This window comes from Shewanella halotolerans (genome assembly GCF_019457535.1).
GTDB classification, from domain to species: Bacteria; Pseudomonadota; Gammaproteobacteria; order Enterobacterales; family Shewanellaceae; genus Shewanella; species Shewanella halotolerans.
Genome location: NZ_CP080417.1, coordinates 3,638,930 through 3,656,611, shown reverse-complemented (window position 1 = coordinate 3,656,611; position 17,682 = coordinate 3,638,930). Strand labels below are relative to the sequence as shown.

16 protein-coding genes are annotated in these 17,682 nt (G+C 53.9%); 7 read left to right on the top strand and 9 right to left on the bottom strand.

All coding sequences use genetic code 11. The features are described from left to right. Nucleotides 1-243: 243 nt before the first annotated feature. A complete protein-coding gene (locus tag K0H81_RS15910; RefSeq protein WP_220058951.1) occupies nt 244-2,016 on the top strand; it encodes an alkaline phosphatase D family protein in 1,773 nt (590 codons plus the stop codon). A gap of 262 nt (nt 2,017-2,278) precedes the next feature. Then, nucleotides 2,279-2,845, top strand: a complete 567-nt coding sequence (locus tag K0H81_RS15905) for a phosphoribosyltransferase (RefSeq protein WP_011864639.1) — start codon at nt 2,279-2,281, stop codon at nt 2,843-2,845. An 82-nt stretch (nt 2,846-2,927) separates the two neighbouring features. Here the strand turns inward: K0H81_RS15905 and K0H81_RS15900 are convergent, their stop codons facing one another. From K0H81_RS15900 to K0H81_RS15875, 6 genes are all read right to left on the bottom strand, one after another. Beyond that, nucleotides 2,928-3,140: a hypothetical protein gene (locus K0H81_RS15900; protein WP_011864640.1), complete on the bottom strand. Its 213-nt coding sequence runs from the start codon at nt 3,138-3,140 to the stop codon at nt 2,928-2,930. A 145-nt stretch (nt 3,141-3,285) separates the two neighbouring features. Beyond that, nucleotides 3,286-5,871, bottom strand: a complete 2,586-nt coding sequence (locus K0H81_RS15895; RefSeq protein WP_220058950.1) for an ERAP1-like C-terminal domain-containing protein — start codon at nt 5,869-5,871, stop codon at nt 3,286-3,288. A gap of 242 nt (nt 5,872-6,113) precedes the next feature. After that, nucleotides 6,114-6,707, bottom strand: coding sequence for a penicillin-binding protein activator LpoB (lpoB, locus tag K0H81_RS15890; RefSeq protein WP_011864642.1), 594 nt, complete (start codon nt 6,705-6,707; stop codon nt 6,114-6,116). 25 nt (nt 6,708-6,732) lie between these two features. Next, on the bottom strand, nt 6,733-8,142 hold the full coding sequence (locus tag K0H81_RS15885) for a COG3014 family protein (RefSeq protein WP_258406313.1): 1,410 nt from the start codon (nt 8,140-8,142) through the stop codon (nt 6,733-6,735). A 64-nt stretch (nt 8,143-8,206) separates the two neighbouring features. Beyond that, the gene (locus tag K0H81_RS15880) at nt 8,207-8,419 is read right to left on the bottom strand and encodes a SlyX family protein (RefSeq protein ID WP_011864644.1); all 213 of its coding nucleotides are present in this window, start codon (nt 8,417-8,419) and stop codon (nt 8,207-8,209) included. A gap of 13 nt (nt 8,420-8,432) precedes the next feature. After that, the gene (locus K0H81_RS15875; protein ID WP_220058949.1) at nt 8,433-9,401 is read right to left on the bottom strand and encodes a WD40 repeat domain-containing protein; all 969 of its coding nucleotides are present in this window, start codon (nt 9,399-9,401) and stop codon (nt 8,433-8,435) included. Nucleotides 9,402-9,580: 179 nt separating this feature from the next. Between K0H81_RS15875 and fkpA the strand changes: the two genes are divergently transcribed. Beyond that, nucleotides 9,581-10,345, top strand: a complete 765-nt coding sequence (gene fkpA / locus K0H81_RS15870; protein ID WP_144203929.1) for an FKBP-type peptidyl-prolyl cis-trans isomerase — start codon at nt 9,581-9,583, stop codon at nt 10,343-10,345. A 217-nt stretch (nt 10,346-10,562) separates the two neighbouring features. Further along, entirely contained in the window at nt 10,563-10,937 is a 375-nt protein-coding gene (locus K0H81_RS15865; RefSeq protein ID WP_144203928.1) for a YacL family protein, read from the top strand. A gap of 128 nt (nt 10,938-11,065) precedes the next feature. Here the strand turns inward: K0H81_RS15865 and K0H81_RS15860 are convergent, their stop codons facing one another. Further along, a complete protein-coding gene (locus K0H81_RS15860) occupies nt 11,066-11,695 on the bottom strand; it encodes a response regulator (protein ID WP_011864648.1) in 630 nt (209 codons plus the stop codon). 61 nt (nt 11,696-11,756) lie between these two features. Next, nucleotides 11,757-13,460: a nitrate/nitrite two-component system sensor histidine kinase NarQ gene (gene narQ, locus K0H81_RS15855; protein WP_220058948.1), complete on the bottom strand. Its 1,704-nt coding sequence runs from the start codon at nt 13,458-13,460 to the stop codon at nt 11,757-11,759. Between the two features lie 247 nt (nt 13,461-13,707). Between narQ and nrfA the strand changes: the two genes are divergently transcribed. Further along, the gene (nrfA, locus tag K0H81_RS15850) at nt 13,708-15,108 is read left to right on the top strand and encodes an ammonia-forming nitrite reductase cytochrome c552 subunit (RefSeq protein WP_011864650.1); all 1,401 of its coding nucleotides are present in this window, start codon (nt 13,708-13,710) and stop codon (nt 15,106-15,108) included. Between the two features lie 105 nt (nt 15,109-15,213). Here nrfA and K0H81_RS15845 read toward each other — a convergent pair whose 3' ends face one another. Beyond that, nucleotides 15,214-15,756, bottom strand: a complete 543-nt coding sequence (locus K0H81_RS15845; protein WP_220058947.1) for a hydrolase — start codon at nt 15,754-15,756, stop codon at nt 15,214-15,216. Between the two features lie 252 nt (nt 15,757-16,008). Here K0H81_RS15845 and K0H81_RS15840 point away from each other — a divergent pair, with 252 nt between their 5' ends. Further along, on the top strand, nt 16,009-16,347 hold the full coding sequence (locus tag K0H81_RS15840) for a P-II family nitrogen regulator (RefSeq protein ID WP_011864652.1): 339 nt from the start codon (nt 16,009-16,011) through the stop codon (nt 16,345-16,347). A gap of 12 nt (nt 16,348-16,359) precedes the next feature. Then, a complete protein-coding gene (locus K0H81_RS15835) occupies nt 16,360-17,610 on the top strand; it encodes an ammonium transporter (RefSeq protein WP_220058946.1) in 1,251 nt (416 codons plus the stop codon). Nucleotides 17,611-17,682 lie beyond the last annotated feature (72 nt).

Sequence of the window (17,682 nt, the reverse complement as noted above, 5' to 3'; positions counted from 1 at the left end):
CTATGGCAATAAGCATGCCCCTGCCGAGATGTTCTGCTGCCGCCGCTGCGTCCCTTAGTTGAAACTAGCGGTTGCCGTGATCATAATAATTTTGCAATATTGTTAATTGATAATTAGAGTCATTAGACCTCTTACCAGGAATAACAATAACAAGGTCAGTTATCTTTCGCAGTACGCGTTTTCAGCTTCACATGGTGTGAACCGAGGGCACAAGGGATAACCGGCTCAAATAAAGGAATAACAATGAAAACCAATTATTCTCGCAGGGATTTTCTGGCCATGTCGGCCAAGGGTGTCGGTGCCGCCGTTGTCTCCTATGGCCTGATGGGCTGTTCAAGCAGTGACGACGATAAGCAAGAAACCGCCCCTAAGGTTCAATTTCTACACGGTATCGCCAGTGGTGACCCTACCCACAGCGCAGTGATCCTCTGGACTCGAGTAACCCCCGACACAGACGGTGACGTCAAGGTCGGCTGGGAGATAGCTTCCGACGCCAATTTTACCCAGATGATCTCAAACGGTGAGACCACCACAAACGCCGATCGCGATTACACTGTGAAGGTCGATGCCATCGGCCTGGATTCGGGTACCGCTTATTATTATCGCTTCATGTCGGGTGAGCAGGTTTCAAGTGTCGGCATGACCAAGACACTGCCTGAAGGCGCCGTCGAGCAGGTCAAGCTGGCGGTGATGTCTTGCGCCAACTTCCCTGCCGGTTACTTCAACGTCTATGAGCTTGCGAGTCAGCAGGAAGGGCTGGACGCCGTGGTGCACCTGGGCGACTACATCTATGAGTATGGCCGCGGCGGTTATGCCAGCGAGCATGCTGCCGAGCTTGGCCGTGAGGTATTGCCTGCCGGTGAACTCTTTACCCTGTCTGACTATCGCACCCGTTACGGTCAATACCGCAGCGACGAGTCTCTACAGACCCTGCATGCCAAGGTGCCTTTCATCACAGTTTGGGATGACCATGAGGTGGCAAACGACACCTGGTCTGGCGGCGCCGAGAACCACAACGAGGGTGAGGGTGACTTCGAGGCTCGCAAGATGGGCGCCCTGCAAGCCTATTTCGAATGGCTGCCTATCCGTCCATGGCGCGAGGGCAACCACGAGGAGATTTATCGCTCATTCAGCTTCGGCGAACTGGTCGACCTGCATATGTTAGACACCCGCGTACTGGCTCGTGACAAGCAGCTGGACTACGCCGACTATGTCGATGCCGCCACAGGTGCCATGGACAGTGCTCGCTTCATGGCGGATGTTACCAGCACAGAGCGTACTCTGCTGGGGGCCGATCAGCTGCAGTGGCTGCAGGCAAGCCTACTGAGCGCCACGGGTAAGTGGCAGGTGCTGGGACAACAAATATTGATGGGCACCATGATGCTGCCTGCGGCGATCGCCATGCAGAAGCTCTCCGTCTATGAATATGCCGAGCTCGGTGCGCTGGCGCAGCTGGCGGCCCGTGCGGCGGCCAACGATCCCACCCTTACACCACAGGAATACAGCTACCTCATAGGGAATCAGCACAAGCTGACCCCTGAGGTGATGGCGCTGCTGCAACTGCCTTCTATCCCCTACAACCTGGATGCCTGGGATGGCTACGCTTATGAGCGTGAGGTGATCCTGGCAACGGCCAAGCAGAAGGGCGCTAACCTGGTGGTGATCGCCGGTGATACCCATAACGCCTGGGCCAACGAGCTTAAGGACAGCCATGGGGACCTGGTGGGCGTCGAGTATGCGACCAGCTCGGTATCCTCTCCTGGACTCGAGTATTACCTAGGTATCCCTGCCGACCAGCAGAGCGTGACTGAGGCCGGCGTCGTCGACCTGGTCGATGGCCTCAAGTACACCAACTTGAGAGATCGTGGCTTCATGGTGCTGACCTTCACCTCAGAGGCGGTGCGCAGCGACTGGCACTTTGTCGATACCATTCTCGACAGCGAGTTCAGCGAGGCGACTGACAAACACTACGCGGCGATGACCATGGCGGGTGAGCCTAAGATCACTGCGGCATAAGCCTGTTTTCAGCCGATAAAGCCGCCCTCGAGGCGGCTTTTTTACCTTTAAAAGTGCATCCCCCGTCCAAGTTTCGTTATTTAGTTCTGCATGGGGGAAATTTTTAGTATAAAATTCAGCTCCAAATCCTGCAGCGCCGATTGTCGTCGTGTTGAAGTTCAATACGCGCCCCTTGTGCTACGCTGGATTTGGGGCGAAGCCTAATCGATGGATTACCTTCCTCCCTCTCAAAGACCAAATAGAACAAGATGGGGACGGCCTGATGTCTGAGAAACACTTTATTACCGCACAGGAATTGCTGGAAGATTCTTTTCGCCTAGCGGCGCAAGTTTATGAGAGCGGTTTTAGACCACAGTTTATTGTCGGCATATGGCGTGGCGGTGCCCCGATAGGGATCGCAGTCCAGGAATATTTCGATTTCAAGAAGGTCGAGACGGACCATATCGCCGTGCGTACCTCCTCTTACTATGGCATTGGCACCGATAAGCAGAGCAAGCAGATCAAGGTACATGGCCTGCACTATATCGTCGAGAACGCCAACGCCGATGACGGCCTGCTGATTGTTGATGATGTGTTCGACTCTGGCCGCAGCATCCACGCCCTGAAAGAGAAACTGGCGGAGCTGATGCGCCTCAACATGCCAACCGACGTGCGTATTGCCTGCCCTTATTACAAGCCGAAAAATACCGCGGTATCTTTGAAGCCTGACTACTTCATCCACGAGTCTGAAGACTGGTTGGTGTTCCCACACGAAGTTTCTGGCCTGTCGCCAGAGGAGATCGCCAACGGTAAGGGCGATTTGAAGAACATCAAAGAGCTTTTCGTATAACGCGTTAAGACATGATTAGCACCAATAAAAATGCCACCCTAGGGTGGCATTTTTATTGGTGCTAATTCTTGCTCTAGCCAGGCTAGAGCTTGTCTATCTCGTCACCCAGCTGATAGGCCTTGTCTGTGACTATTTTCTCTAGGGTGGCGATGCGGGATTTGAGTTTATCTATCTCGGCCTTAAGTGCATCAATTTCGCTGTTGTCTACGCTGGCCTGTCGCCTGTTATGTTCCTTAAAGGCGGCGAAGGCGAAGGCGCCTATGATAGCGATGGCGGCGAGTTGAAAAATGCCCATGGGCTTGCTCCTGTTTATGCTAGGGCCTGTAGACCTAGACGTCCCAATGTCTGTTATCTCACTATAACCCAAAAATGTTTCGCTACTAGGCCCTTATCCTGTTTTATCTATGCTGCTTACGAGGGGCTGACTAGAGCTACCAATGTTAGGGATTTGGCTGCATCGCCTCTTGCACCCGGATACATTCTTGCTCGGCGGCTATGGTCTGATTGATGCCTCTCAGGGTCGTTGGGCTATAGCCCTCTGGTTTATCGAGTAGTGCCTGCAGCCTGAGTAGGCTGGCGTAACTGCAGCTCCTGGGCAGCAGGTTAGCCGTGTAGCTCTGCATGAATGCCTGGCTGTTGCGTTTGTCCACCTCGGCAAGTTCTGCCAGACGCTGCTCGGCGCTGGCCTGGCTCAGGGCCTTCTGCTCGCTGGGGTATAGGTGGCGCATCACCTGAGTTAATTTCGCCAGCAGCTGAGGATCGCTCTCCTTGCTGTGGGCCTGGATACGCTCGAACCACTGGCGTTTTTCCTTGGCGCTGGGACGGGCCACCAGGGCGCCGAGCGCCGCCGCTTGCCCCGTAGTCGAATTATCCTTCTGTTTCTCCTTGAGTAGCAGGCGTTCGCTGCCCAGGTAGTCATAGCGATTAAGATGAGTGATTATCTGCCAGCGGCGCTCTGGTGTGAGCGTGATGCCAGGCAGTGACTCACTCTCCTCGAGCAGCGCAGCAAGGTGACTCTTAGCCTGATGACTGACGGCAAAGTGCAGGTAGTTGTCGAACCATAGAGATTGCAGTGCGGGATCAGCCTTGTTGCTTATGGTCAGGCGTAGGCTCATCTGAGCGATGGCGTTGAGGGCCTGACGGCTATAGCGCTGCTGATTGGGACTCATCTGCTCCAGCAGGGCCTTGGCCTGTTTAAGCTGGTCTTGAGCACTGACCAGCACCTGGGGATCGGTTTCAGCTGGCAGGTTCACCAGGGCGCTGCCGATAAAGCGGGGCAGGGGCAGTTCGCCGGCCAGCACAGACTCCCACAGGGATTGCCACAGCATACGCCTGAGATCGGCTTCTTCCAGGCTGCCAAGGTGCAAGAGGGCCGTCTCTAGGGAGGACTTGTCCAGCTTGACCCTGACATAGGCCTTGTTCTGATAGTTGCTAAACACCAAGTCGGGACAGCGCACTCCCTTGAGGCGCTTGACCTCGGTGCTCGCGCCTTGGTAATTGACTTCGCTCACCAGATTCTTGTGCAGGCCATGTCGCCCCAGGGTAAACAGACCTAGCTTGACCCTCTGTGTGCTTCCCAGATCGCCGTTATGCTGTTTGAGGTCAAAGCGCGATATGCGATCGCCTGCGCAGCTGAATTCTGCCTCAAGGCGGTTAACGCCGGCGCGCTTAAAGGCCGCCTGGCTCCATTGGCTCAGGGGCTGTTTGGTAACCTGCTCTAGGCTCGAAATAAAGTCATTCAGGTCGGCATTTTGTAGGGCGAAATGTTCGAGATAATAAGCTATGCCCTGGTAGAAGCTGGTATCGCCCAGCATAAATTTCAGCTGATTGAGTTGGGCGATCGCCTTGTTTTGACTCGGCAGGGGATCTTGCGAAAACAGCTCCAGGCTGTTGGCGATCTGCTGCTCCACCTGCTCGGGGCTGCGGATAAAACTCTGTTGCTCATCGGCCTGAGTCGGGCCAAACAGCTGGGCCTCGCCGTCGTCGGCAACCAAATAGGCCAGGCTCTGATTGAGCCAGAGCTGATCCCACCACTTGAGGGTGACCAGATTGCCCAGCCACTGCTCGGCCAATGCCCGTAGGATCTCACGGCGAGGCGTGCCTTGAGGCAGGCTTCGCTCATCGAAGCTGGTCTGTGCCTGACTGGCGCGAAATTCACTCGGCAGGTGAGGCACGATTGCCTGGGTGTAGTGACCGAAGGGGTACTTGCTGCCCAGGCGCTGCTGATAATAGTTAAGGGCCTGCTGGGTCTGTGATAGCCAGGTCTCGGCATCGATTGACTCTGCCTGGGACTGACGGGCGAACAGCTGCAGCGCTATGCCCTCGGCCTCACTCTGCCAGGTGTGATAAGGCCCCGCGAGCAGGGAGAAGTTATGGGGGCTGACCGGCTCACTCTGCATAAACTGCCAAAGACTGCTTTGGCTTATTGGCTGATGGCTCAGCACCTTGGCCGCGCTGGCGACTTGCCAGTCGCTGGGCGCCAACACGCTCAGCCGATAGCTGGCCCTGAGATCTGGCTGATCAAACTGCGGCGCCAGGGTCTGGGCGCTGGAGGGCAGGAAATGGCTGTAGAGATAGCGCAGACCATCCTTGGGGTCGATAAACTCGATAAGCCCTTGGTCTTCATGGCTGTAGGGACTGCTAAAGTCCACCTTTATCAGGTTGTCGCCGCCCTGTAGCAGGCTGGCCGGGATCACCAGCCTGTGGCCATCATAGTTGGGGTATAGTTTCTGGCCGTTGATGACAAGTTGGCTGATGAGCGCCTGCTCCAGATCTAGGCTCAAGGCCTGCTGGGTGTCGGCTAACTGAAACTGGATCTGCGCCTCGCCCTTGAAGTGCCTCGCCTGGGTAAGGTCGAGATGTAGCTGGTAGCTGACCTGACTGACTCTGCTGGCGCGCTGCTTGGCGATACTGGCGCTGATGCCGAGGGACTTTTCGCTGCGCTGTTTGCTGCCGGGGGAGGTGCTTTGACATGCGCCGATAAGGAGGCAGAGGAGGAGGCTAGCGCACAGGGAAAACAGTCTCAAAATGGGTCCTTCTTATTCTATATGCTCGAGGGCTTGTCGGTTTGGCTGGCAGTCAAGGGGCGGGTAAATAGCCGCATCGAGTATGAGTGCCAAAGGCCGCCATATTCTACCCGACTCTACCGCTCGGCAGTAGAATTTATCGACAAAAATTCTGTACCTTCACCTGCTTTAGGCGTTTGCTAGCCGATGACAAGGCATAAAAAAACCAGCGCTGGGCTGGTTTTTTTAAAACAGATGCTGGCTTACATGCCGAGGAAAGACTTCGACTTGGTCTTGCGGATCTCTTTCTCGTCAGACCATTCGATCAGCCCGGTTTCCAGATCCATCAGGCGCATGGTCATCTTGTAGTAGACATCCTTGGTGCTGCCATCTTGCTTAACTATGCTCGACAGGTTGCCGTACAGCATGTACTGAGCACCGATCTGACGGCCGAAGTTGATGGCGGTCGATGGGTCGACCATGCCGGCATTGTTTTGATAATCCAGTTGCTTGCGTACCGTGTCGACCTTAGTCATGTCGATGAAGCGGAACTTACCCGAGCGGAGCAGCTTGTTGCTGATGGAGTCGGTAACCGATTCGGTGTCGATATGCTCTGAGGTCTTGTTCTTGATCTTGTCGACGAAGATGACGGGACGATCTTTGGCTGTCATGGCGACCACTGGCGGGAAGCTCAGCATGCTGTCGACCATCTTGGCAGTGATTGCCTGAAGATCCGTAGAACCGAAGTTTTCATTAACGGTTTCGACTTCAGTTGCATCACCGTACTGCACCTTAGATTGACAGCCCGCCAGGCCAATCGCCACGGCGATGATAAAAATGAGGTTGAATTTTTTCATAAAAATACCGATTCCTTAGTCTTGATTAGATGATTATTGAATAAAAACGGGTGAAATTACCAGTCTCAATTATCCAAATTAATGTGGTTTTATCGCTTTGTACGTCAATCGCTTGCGTCTGGGACTGCCCCAGGCGGATCTGATACTGGCCCGCATCCAGATAACGACGTCCTAACTGCGCCTGCTTGGGCAGGGTCAGCCAGCTACGTCTGTCGGCCTGCTCTGTGACCACGTTAAAGATCTGCATGGCGATGGCGCCGGCATCGAACTCATCTTTGCGCCGCTTCGATTCACTGCGTACGCTGCGGGCCATCTCAGACTTGGCGTAGATCCTCGCGGCCTGACGAAACAGGGCGCTGGGGAGCTCCTCCTTGAGGGCGGTGATCGCCAGTGCGTCGATGTTGGCGAGTGGCGCCGTATTCAGCACAGTGCCCAAGCCGATGACCTCGCCTTGAGGCACGCTTACCCTGCCCGGGGCATAGGTGGCCAGTGAGGCTGTCTGCCAGTTGCCGCTAATGCGAAAAGGCACGGTAAAGCTTTGCTTCTCGGGGACAAATCCCCGCTCGAGCAGGACCACCACCTGGCCCTGTCCCGCCTTTGCCAGCTTGGCGTCGCCCCAACGACGCTTAAATTCTTCATATTGTGGCATGGCCAGTTTCTTGGCCAGACGCACCAGATCTTGTTGCAGATAGGGGTTATCAGGACTTATCTGCGCCGCCTTGCGATAATCGATGAAGGCGTCGTTTTCTTCCCCCAGCAGCTCATGCAGCAAGCCTGTGGTGTAGTAACTATAGGCGTTGAGGAAGGAGCTTGTGGTGGTGCCTGCCGCCTGCCCGAGTCGATTGACCTCGGCATCTATGGTGCCGTTGGCCATCGCCTGCACCGAGGCCTGGGATTTCTGGTATCTGGCCTGTTCGCTCTGTTGTAGCTCGTTGCTGCGCCTGACCTCCACCAGTGCCCCCTGACTGTCTCGGCTAAAGAGATAGTTTAAGGCCTGATATTGGTGCAGCATGATGCGCTCATAACCCGGGCCGCGATAGGGGATAACATTGTCGTTGATAAACAGGCTGCTGGCGGTGGCGCCGAGGTCGGATGCGCTGATCACCGCCTGCTCATCAAACTTCTGGTAGGCATCGACCGCCTGCTGATAATAGGCTTTGCTGGCCTCGAAGTTGCCGGTGATCTGGGCGATACGCCCCGCCTCCTGGGCGTACAGCAGCCCATCTTGCCCCGTGATGGCATCGTCGAACTGTCGATAGAGGGCGGCATCGCCTTGCCTGCTGAGGTCGGCCTTTACCGGTGCCAGCTGAGAGGGGTAGCTGATGAACACGCTGTTAAAGGCGCAGCCCGATAGGGTGAGCGACAAGAGCGCGCCGGCAAACGCCGCGCGGTGTCGTCTTGAGACTCGGTTGTATGGGCTGCTTTGGTGTGGCATAGCGGGTCAGATCCTCTGTAAAGCAAGTTCCGTCAAATGGCTCCGCGCCCAGCGCGGCATCGATTTAATAGTGAGGAGGTGGCGTTTCTTCTGCCTGACTGGCGATGTTGCTGGGTTCGACCTGGGAGAGCTTGCTGGTGAGCAGGCGTAATTTTTCCTGTTGGTCCGCCAGCAGGTCATTGAGCCTGATCACCTGCTGGTTCAGCGACTCTATGGTGTCATCCTGAAAAGCCAGTTTCATCTCAAGATCTTCGATTCGTTGTTCTAGTTGCACCAATTTAAATCCTCTATTAATCGGGCTTGGGCCAGGTCTCCAGCAAGCCATTGCTGCTAAAGCTGATGATCTGCCCATTAAGGGTTTCAGCCACAGAGTATACAACGGCGCCCTTGATTTGGGCACGCTCGGTACGGGTAACTTGCCAGTTGGCGCGCATTTTTCCATCGGCGACCCGCCAAACGCTCACTTCTCTGGCGGGGGTGCCCGTTAGCAGTGTCTGGTTATCTTTGGTAAAGCGCGCGGTGGAAAAGTTCATTGTGCGGCGTTTTATTTTGAGTGACGACACAGGTTTTCCGGTCTGGGTCTGCCAGATGTCGGCCTTGTTGGTGCTGTCGGCCGCAAACGCCAGGCTGGCATCCTGACTCAGGCTTACCTCTAGTACCCGGCTGGGGAGCTGCCACTGGTGAAGGGGCTGGCCGGTGTTGGCCTGCCAGAGGAAGACTTTACTGTCGTTACCGCCGGACAGTGCCCAGCGGCCGTCGGCGGACAGGGCGACGCTGTTGACCTTCTCGCTGTGGCCGAGAAACTTGATCAGGGTATCTGTCTGGTGATTGAGGGACATGACGCTGCCGTCGGTGAGGCCGATGAGTAGGGTACCATTATCGGCCAGCGCCAGACACTGACCGTTGGCGGGCAATGACCACCATCCCAAGGGCTGGCCGTCGTCCATGTTCCACAGGGCCACCGAGTTGCGGCTGAGGGAGGCGGCATATTTCAGGTTATCAGACAGGGCTGTGGCTATCGCCGTGCCGCCCGCTTTGCCGTGGATCCACTGATATTTAAGCGCTTTCTTGGTGAGATCCCAGAGCTGTAGGTTGTTGCTCGTGGTGCTGACCAAAAGATATCGGGCCTGGGAGGAGAGGCTGGCGTCATAGCTGGGTTCGGCGACCAGGCTGCTCACCTCGGGCTTAGGCTGGCAAGCGCTCAGCAGGAGCGTACAAGCAATCAGTGTACAAAAATGTAGCAATCTGGTTCTGCTCATGAACTTGTTCCTGGTTGCGTTGTCTCTAGCTCAAAGGTTTTCGCCTGGCGTAAGGGCGCCAGGCGACATTGATGAAACTTAATCAATGTAATTGGTATATGTTAATTAACTAGTATAAAGTGGTTCGTCTTAGAAGAGTAAGGTTATTGTAACCACAAGAAAATGCTGAGGAAGCTTTAATGAAGTCCATTTATAAAATGTCACTGGTCGCGTTGGCGGTGGTTGGTCTAACTGCTTGTAACCAAGAACAAAAAGTAACAAAACCGGCAGAAGTTAAACTTGAGACCCAGGCGCAGAAGCAAGCCTATAGCGTAGGCGCGTCTATCGGTAAATATATGTCTGGTCATATCAAAGAGCAGGAAGAGCTAGGTCTACCAGTTGATCGTAGCCTGATCATTCAAGGCTTTAGCAATGGTCTGAACGATGAGCTTAAGCTGACCGAAGAAGAGATGCAGACAGTACTGCAAGGCCTAGACGAGCAGCTAAATGAGAAGCGTCAGGCGCAAGCAACAGCACTAGCCGAGAAAGCCCAGGCAGAGAGCGCGGCTTTCTTAGAAGCCAACAAGGCGAAAGAAGGCGTAACGACTACAGATTCAGGTCTGCAGTATGAAGTGATCACCGAAGGTACTGGCGACAAGCCAAGCGCCGAAGATACGGTTGAAGTGCACTATGTGGGCACACTGATCGACGGCACCGAGTTCGATAGCTCTATCGCTCGTGGTCAGAGCGCTAAGTTCCCGCTAAACCGCGTTATCCCAGGTTGGACCGAGGGTGTTCAGCTGATGTCTGTGGGTTCTAAGTACCGTTTCGTGATCCCAGCAGAGCTGGCCTATGGTAGCCGCGACACAGGTAGCATCCCAGCTAACTCTACGCTGATCTTCGAAGTTGAGCTGCTTTCTATCGAGAAAGCTGCGCCAGCAGAAGAAGCCGCAGCGGCTAAGTAAGCCTGGCTATTAAAGATTTGAAAAAGGGCGCTTAGGCGCCCTTTTTTGTGGGCGAAAGAAAAGACAGCGTGAACTGAGTGTAGGACTGTCTGTGTAAACCGCATGTGTGACCAGCTAGGGGGAATTTTCGCCGCTTAGCGTAAGGGGAATCGGATAACTCTGGCAATGTCTCGGCCTTAGGTTAGAATTTGCAAGGTAACCTTGGGGAAGACAGCTTATGGAATATGAATTTCGCCGCAACACATTGACCGGCACCCTGGTGGCTCAGTTCACCATGGATCATGAGATTATGGGGCTTTGGTTTGTCGATGAGCTGGGCGAAGACAAGGCCTTAATCGAGCAGATAGCCTCGACCATAGCGGCGCTGCAGCAGGGGAGGCTGACAGAACAACGTTTTGTCGGCCAGGGGATCTCTCTCGAGCTGGATGAGGAGCAGGCCAGAGTATTTGCCAACGCCCTTGAGATGGATGACGACACCCTGCTGGATGAGTCCATGTCCCTGTATGACGGTGAGTCACAGGCCTTCTGCGGCCTTGAGGATTTTGAGGCGGCGCTCAAGAGCTGGCAGACCTTCATCGAAGAGAGCCGATAGGCAGGGACTATGCAGGGCAAGTGTGTAGAGAAATCGTGTAGATAAAGCGTGAGAAATCTTGCAAAGAAAAAGGCAGCTTAGGCTGCCTTTTTACGTTTTAGCTGTTTTGACCGGCGTAGCACCTAGGCTCATTGGTTAAGGTAGCGTACCGCCATCTCTGTGCGCGACTTGGCGTTGGCCTTGCGCAGCAGATTCTTCACATGCACCTTGACCGTGCCTTCGCTGATATGCAGCTGCTCTGAGATCACCCGGTTGCTCTTGCCTTCGGCCAGTTGCTCGAGGATCTGTAGCTCTCTCGGGGTCAGGTTGTCTATCCAGGCCTGCTCGTCGGCGCCATCTTTTAGCTCATAGATGAAGTCTTCCACCGACTCAGAGATCACTCGGTGACCCTGCATGGCATTCTTCAGCTTCTCCAGCAGTAGATCCGGCTCGGTATCTTTCAATAGATAACCGTCGGCGCCGGCTCTGACCAGGCGGATAACGTCTTGCTTGGCATCGGATACCGTGAGGATCACGATACGGCTGGTGACCCCTTCCTGACGCAAGGCGTTGAGGGTATCTAGCCCTGTCATCCCCTTCATGTTGAGGTCTAGTAGCACGATATCCGGTTCGTTTTCGGCAATTGCCGACAGGGCATCTAGGCCGCTGCCTGCTTCACCAAATAGGGTGAAGTCTGAGTCAGAGGTGATAAGTTGACAGATCCCGCGACGTAACAGGGGATGATCGTCTACGACCAAAACTGAATATGGTTTGCCCATTTTATTGCCTCCACTGAGGTCTGTTTTATTTAAAAATTAGTATCTTATATCGCCAGTATCCCTACTGGCGCGGCACTTGTTCGGGCGGGAACAGCAAGGTGACCGTGGTTCCGCCCTGTTCATTGCTGCTGAAGTCTACCACACCCGAGAGGCGACTTGCGCGTTCATGCATGATTCCTATGCCAAAATGTTGATCCCTCTCCTTGAGCTTTTCCAGGCCGACGCCGTCGTCGCTGATGCTGATCTTGACGTTGTTACCGCTGCGGGTGCAACAGATATGAATATGATCAGCCTGGGCATGCTTAATGGCGTTGAGGGTCGCCTCACGGGTAAGCTGCAGCACATGAATGTGTTGGTGAGCACCGAGCAGCTGGATCGGCAGCTTGTCTTCCAGGGTGATCTTGGCCGTGGTTTGTCCCCTGAGCTGGTCGAGCATCATCTCGATCGCATGATTGAGGTTGGGATCTTTAATGGTCAGGCGGAAGGTCGATAGTAGCTCACGCAGCTGCACATAGGCGGTGTTGACTCCTTCGTTGATCTCCTTGAGCTGTTCCTCTACCTGAGGGCTACGGCACTGGCTGTCCAGCCCCTTGGAGAGCAGGTTGACCTGGATCTTGAGAAACGAGAGTAGCTGACCCAGAGAGTCGTGCAGCTCGCGGGCGATCACGCCGCGCTCCTCCATCAGTGCCAGCTGCTGGCGCTGCTCGCCGGCGTTATAGATGACGATTGAGCGGGCCAGCATGATGGCGAAGTTCTCGAACAGGGGATGATTGATCTCACCCAGGGCAGTGACCTCAAGATAGCCCAGTTCGTTGTCGGCAAATTTTAGCGGGAAACGGGTCTGGCTGCGCGAGGCGATGGGCCAGCCGCCGTCGGCATCTATGTAGAGCTTCTCTTTGTCATCCTGGGCGATCACCAGGCGCAGGAAGCTGTTGGGTTCGTGGGCCCTGAGCTGATTCAGCGCCTGTTTCAGGGTACTGATCTCCAGCTTGCCCGAGTGCAGCATTACCAGGTTGTCGTAGAGCAGCTTGAGCTCGTTGTTGGCGCGGGTGAGGGCGAAGGTCTTCTCTTTGACCTGATTTTCCAGGTTGTTATAGAGGGTCGACAGCTCCCTGGCACTGGTGGCCAGGGCGTTGCTGAGCGAGCTGAGCTCGATATATTCGCTATCAGGCATGGTGACATCGAACTCCCCTTTAGAGATGGTGTTGGCCGACTCCATCAACTGGTTGAGGGGAGTGACCACCTTACGCTTGGTAAAGCGTACGGCGAAGAAGGCAATCAGTAACATGAGGCCCAGGCCGGTGATCTGGCTGGCGGCCAGTAGCTTGAGCTTGAAGGCGGCGAACTCCTCTGTTTCCAGCACGAAGAGATCTATGGTGTCGACGAAATCTTTGAGGGCGGATACATAGAGGCGGGAGTTCTCCTCTTCGATATATTGCTTCATCACCTGCCACTTCTGGATAACCAACAGATACTGGGAGGCGAGATCGTCCGGCGTCATCCAGTCGAGTGAGCGTTTCAGCGCATCCGAGTGGAGGGTGGCCTCAAACTCTCTAATTTTGTCGTCGGCTCCCTCGCTGCCAGAGTTGGCGTAAAACATCAGACGGTAACTCTGCATACGCAGAGAGCCGGAGGCGTTGATGGCTCTGGCGTCTCCCAGGCTATAAGCCAAATTAGCTATGGCGAAGGTGGCGAGTCCACTGGAAAGTAAAATTAAGGCCAGCATTAACCTTAATATGGTGGAGGTGAGGCTGCCTTTCTTCATGTATTAGAACTCATTAAATTATAGGGAAAAATCGGAAATTTGGACTATGATACTTGTTTAGCAATTGCTGATAAAATTAACAAGGTGATAAAAATGTGACCAACAACACATTCACATTATGATCTGCCTCAAGTTTTAACCCGGATACCCCATAAGGGGTATATTTTTAACGGGGTTAAGGGACTAACTTTGGCCTTGGAGATGTTGTGGTTTTTAAGACTACTATAAAAAGTAACACGGAGATGAGATGGTGAGAACATTAACTACAAAAACCTTTGCACTGAGTGCTTTGGTCGCCGCTGGCCTGATGGCTACCGGCGTGATGGCAAGTGACAAGACTGAGCCACGTAACGAAGTCTACAAAGATAAGTTTTCTAAGCAGTACAACAGCTGGCATGACACAGCCGAAAGCAAAGAAGTTGTCGATATGCTTGAAGAAGTTCCTAGCCTGGTTGTGTTGTGGGCAGGTTACGGCTTCGCCAAAGATTACAATGCACCTCGTGGTCATATGTATGCGGTAACCGACGTACGTAACACACTGCGTACCGGTGCACCTAAGTCTGCCGAAGATGGTCCAATGCCAATGGCATGTTGGTCATGTAAGAGCCCAGACGTGCCTCGCGTGATCGAGGAGCAGGGCGAAGATGGCTACTTCACTGGTAAGTGGTACAAAGGCGGCGCAGAAATCGTGAACACTATCGGTTGTTCTGACTGTCATGAGAAAGGCTCTTCTAAACTGCGTATGTCTCGTCCATTCGCCGAGCGCGCCATGGCAACACTAGGCACTCCATTTGACAAGGCTTCTAAGAAAGACAAGCAGTCTATGGTGTGTGGTCAGTGTCACGTAGAGTACTACTTCGAGAAGACCAAAGATCGCAAAGGTTTTGTTAAGTTCCCTTGGGATATGGGCACAACTGTTGAGCAGATGGAAGTCTACTACGACAATATGGAGTTCAAAGACTGGACTCACGCCGTATCTAAGACACCTATGCTGAAAGCACAGCACCCAGGCTATGAAACTTGGCAGCTAGGCGTACATGGTAAGAACAATGTGACCTGTACTGACTGTCATATGCCTAAGGTGAAGAATGCTGAAGGTCGTAAGTTTACCGACCATAAAGTAGGTAACCCATTCGATCGCTTTGAAGAGACTTGTGCGACTTGTCATACTCAAAGCAAAGAGTTCATGGTTAACCTGACGAAGGAGCGCAAAGTTAAGGTTGCTGACCTTAAGGCACGTGCCGAGTCTCAGCTAGTTAAGGCGCACTTCGAAGCTAAAGCGGCTTGGGATGCAGGTGCAACTGAAGCTGAAATGAAGCCAATCTTAATGGATATCCGTCATGCACAATGGCGCTGGGACTATGCAACCGCTTCTCACGGTGTTGCGGCTCACGCAGCTGACGAAGCGCTACGCATCTTAGGTACTGCGGTTGATAAGGCTGGTGATGCACGCATCAAACTAGCTCAACTGCTAGCAACTAAAGGTGTTAAGCAGCCTATCGCCTTCCCAGATGTTTCTACCAAGGCCAAGGCGCAAGCTGCACTGGGTATGGACATGAACAAGTTGAATGCCGACAAGGCAGAGTTCAAGAAGACTGTACTGCCTAAGTGGGATGCCGAAGCTAAGAAGCGCGAAGCAACTTACTAATTTCTCCCCCCCTGCATAGTAAAAGCCCCGGTTATCCGGGGCTTTTTTATATCTTCACGACTTTATACTTGCACGATCTTATATTTTCACCGCTTTATTTCGTCACTACTTTATCATCTTCAGCAGGGCCCGGAATCTGTCGCCACTAGCCTCTGCCTGTAACTCGAATAATAAAGACTCGCTATTGGTTAGCAAGGCGCCGTTCTGGGTCATCATCTCACAGCCTAACTGCTTATTGGCCTCGGTTCGCGAGGAGACGGCGTCGGTTACCAAGTGCACCTCATATTCGTTGTCCAGCAGATCCCGGCAGGTCTGGTAGACGCAGATGTGGGTCTCTATGCCCGCGAGCAACACCTTGGGCCTGCCATACCGCTGCAGTGCCTGCCTGAAGAGCTCGGCGTGCCAGCCGCTAAAATGAGCCTTAGGGATAGGTTGATAATGAGGCGTAAGCAGCTCGGCCAATGCCGGGCTAGTGGCCCCCAGCTTATCGGGCAGCTGCTCCAGCCAGACGACAGGGATATCAAACAGCTCGGCCGCCTTTATCAGTGTGGTGAGCCGGGTTTCGAGTTCCTCAGCCTGGTGCATCAGGGTGGCCAGCTTTCCCTGAACATCGACGATGATGAGTACACATTCCTGTGGTTGCAACATAGGGCGCTCCTCTATGGGTGATGACTCCATCATACCCGGATAATTTCGCCACCCAATCCGTCATAAGTCGAATAGGCGACTGCGCTATTTTTGTGCGCTCTGTGCATAGTCGCACCCAATTGGTGCATTTATATGCAGCATGAAGGGCGTCGTTATTACTAAGTTTATGAATGTTAAGGTTTTGTAATGTTGGCCTGATGATTGAATTGCCTTTGGCATCAGCAAGAATACTAAGATGAGTCGGAGGCGGTAATGAAATTAATCAGCGCAATAATCAAGCCATTCAAACTCGATGATGTGCGAGAAGCCATTGCAGGGTTGGGGATTGAGGGGATGACGGTGACCGAGGTGAAGGGGTTCGGACGTCAGAAAGGCCATACAGAGCTCTATCGTGGCGCCGAATACCAGGTGGATTTTCTGCCTAAGGTCAAACTGGATATCGCCACTAAGGCTGAAAACGTCGATCACCTTATCGAGTCAATCGTCGCTGCGGCGCATACGGGCAAGATAGGCGACGGCAAGATTTTCGTGACGGATCTCGATCAGGTGATCCGTATCCGTACCGGCGAACTCGATAACGAAGCACTTTAAGGGGGAATTCCAATGGAAGAGTTAGTAACACTAGGTGCGACAGTATCTGAGTTAAAGTTTGCTCTCGACACCTTTTATTTCTTGATCTCAGGCGCGCTGGTGATGTGGATGGCAGCCGGGTTTGCCATGTTGGAAGCGGGTCTGGTGCGCTCCAAGAACACCACAGAGATCTTAACCAAGAACGTCTGTCTCTACTCCATCGCCTGTATCATGTATCTGGTGGTGGGATACAACATCATGTATGTGGATAATGCCGAGGGTGGCTGGTTGCCATCGTTTGCCAGCCTCATTGGTGCTCAGGCAAGCGATGCCGATCACGCGCTGGAATCGGATTTCTTCTTCCAGGTGGTGTTTGTGGCGACCGCTATGTCTATCGTCTCCGGCGCCGTTGCCGAGCGTATGAAGCTGTGGGCATTCCTGATCTTCTCCGTGGTGATGACTGGGGTTATCTATCCTGTCGAAGGTTACTGGACCTGGGGCGGCGGTTTCCTCTCTGAGGCTGGGTTTGTCGATTTCGCCGGTAGTGGCATAGTACACATGGCGGGCGCGGCTGCGGCTATCTCGGGTGTCTTGTTACTCGGCGCTCGTAAGGGCAAGTATGGCCCTAACGGTCAGGTGAATCCTATCCCTGGTTCTAACCTGCCGATGGCAACCTTAGGTATGTTCATCCTGTGGATGGGTTGGTTCGGCTTTAACGGTGGCTCTCAGCTGCTGGTGTCTGATGCCGAGAACGCGTCGGCGGTGGCGAAGATCTTCGTTAACACCAACTCTGCAGCCGCCTTCGGCGCTGTCTCTGCCCTGGTGGTGTGTAAGATGGTATGGGGTAAGGCAGATCTCACCATGATCTTAAACGGCGCATTGGCGGGCCTGGTGGCTATCACCGCAGATCCTTTGTCTCCATCACTGCCTCTGGCCGGGGTTATCGGCATGGTGGCCGGCGGTCTGGTGGTCTTTTCCATCGTGATGTTCGACAGAGTCAAGATTGACGATCCTGTCGGGGCAATTTCGGTGCATGGGGTTGCCGGCCTGTTCGGTGTGATGCTGGTGCCGCTGTCAAATGCCGATGCGACCGTGCTGGGTCAGCTCTATGGCGCCTCGGTCATCTTTGCTTGGGTATTCGGGGTTTCCTTTGCGGCCTGGTATATCCTCAAGATCACCATGGGGATCCGTGTTTCGGAAGAGGAAGAGTACAACGGTATGGATGCATCGGATTGTGGCATCGATGCTTACCCAGAGTTTGTCTCACTCAAGAGTGCCAACTAACCGCTAGTCAAAACAGATTGCCAAAACTGATAGTAGAATTAATAGGGTCCGTACCTCATGGTGCGGACCCTG

Excerpts from the sequence above, each read along its gene's own strand:
- K0H81_RS15910 (WP_220058951.1), top strand. The coding sequence starts at position 244 with ATGAAAACCAATTATTCTCGCAGGGATTTTCTGGCCATGTCGGCCAAG.
- K0H81_RS15905 (WP_011864639.1), top strand. The coding sequence starts at position 2,279 with ATGTCTGAGAAACACTTTATTACCGCACAGGAATTGCTGGAAGATTCT.
- K0H81_RS15900 (WP_011864640.1), bottom strand. The coding sequence starts at position 3,140 with ATGGGCATTTTTCAACTCGCCGCCATCGCTATCATAGGCGCCTTCGCC.
- lpoB (WP_011864642.1), bottom strand. The coding sequence starts at position 6,707 with ATGAAAAAATTCAACCTCATTTTTATCATCGCCGTGGCGATTGGCCTG.
- K0H81_RS15885 (WP_258406313.1), bottom strand. The coding sequence starts at position 8,142 with ATGCCACACCAAAGCAGCCCATACAACCGAGTCTCAAGACGACACCGC.
- K0H81_RS15875 (WP_220058949.1), bottom strand. The coding sequence starts at position 9,401 with ATGAGCAGAACCAGATTGCTACATTTTTGTACACTGATTGCTTGTACG.
- fkpA (WP_144203929.1), top strand. The coding sequence starts at position 9,581 with ATGAAGTCCATTTATAAAATGTCACTGGTCGCGTTGGCGGTGGTTGGT.
- K0H81_RS15865 (WP_144203928.1), top strand. The coding sequence starts at position 10,563 with ATGGAATATGAATTTCGCCGCAACACATTGACCGGCACCCTGGTGGCT.
- K0H81_RS15860 (WP_011864648.1), bottom strand. The coding sequence starts at position 11,695 with ATGGGCAAACCATATTCAGTTTTGGTCGTAGACGATCATCCCCTGTTA.
- narQ (WP_220058948.1), bottom strand. The coding sequence starts at position 13,460 with ATGAAGAAAGGCAGCCTCACCTCCACCATATTAAGGTTAATGCTGGCC.
- nrfA (WP_011864650.1), top strand. The coding sequence starts at position 13,708 with ATGGTGAGAACATTAACTACAAAAACCTTTGCACTGAGTGCTTTGGTC.
- K0H81_RS15845 (WP_220058947.1), bottom strand. The coding sequence starts at position 15,756 with ATGTTGCAACCACAGGAATGTGTACTCATCATCGTCGATGTTCAGGGA.
- K0H81_RS15840 (WP_011864652.1), top strand. The coding sequence starts at position 16,009 with ATGAAATTAATCAGCGCAATAATCAAGCCATTCAAACTCGATGATGTG.
- K0H81_RS15835 (WP_220058946.1), top strand. The coding sequence starts at position 16,360 with ATGGAAGAGTTAGTAACACTAGGTGCGACAGTATCTGAGTTAAAGTTT.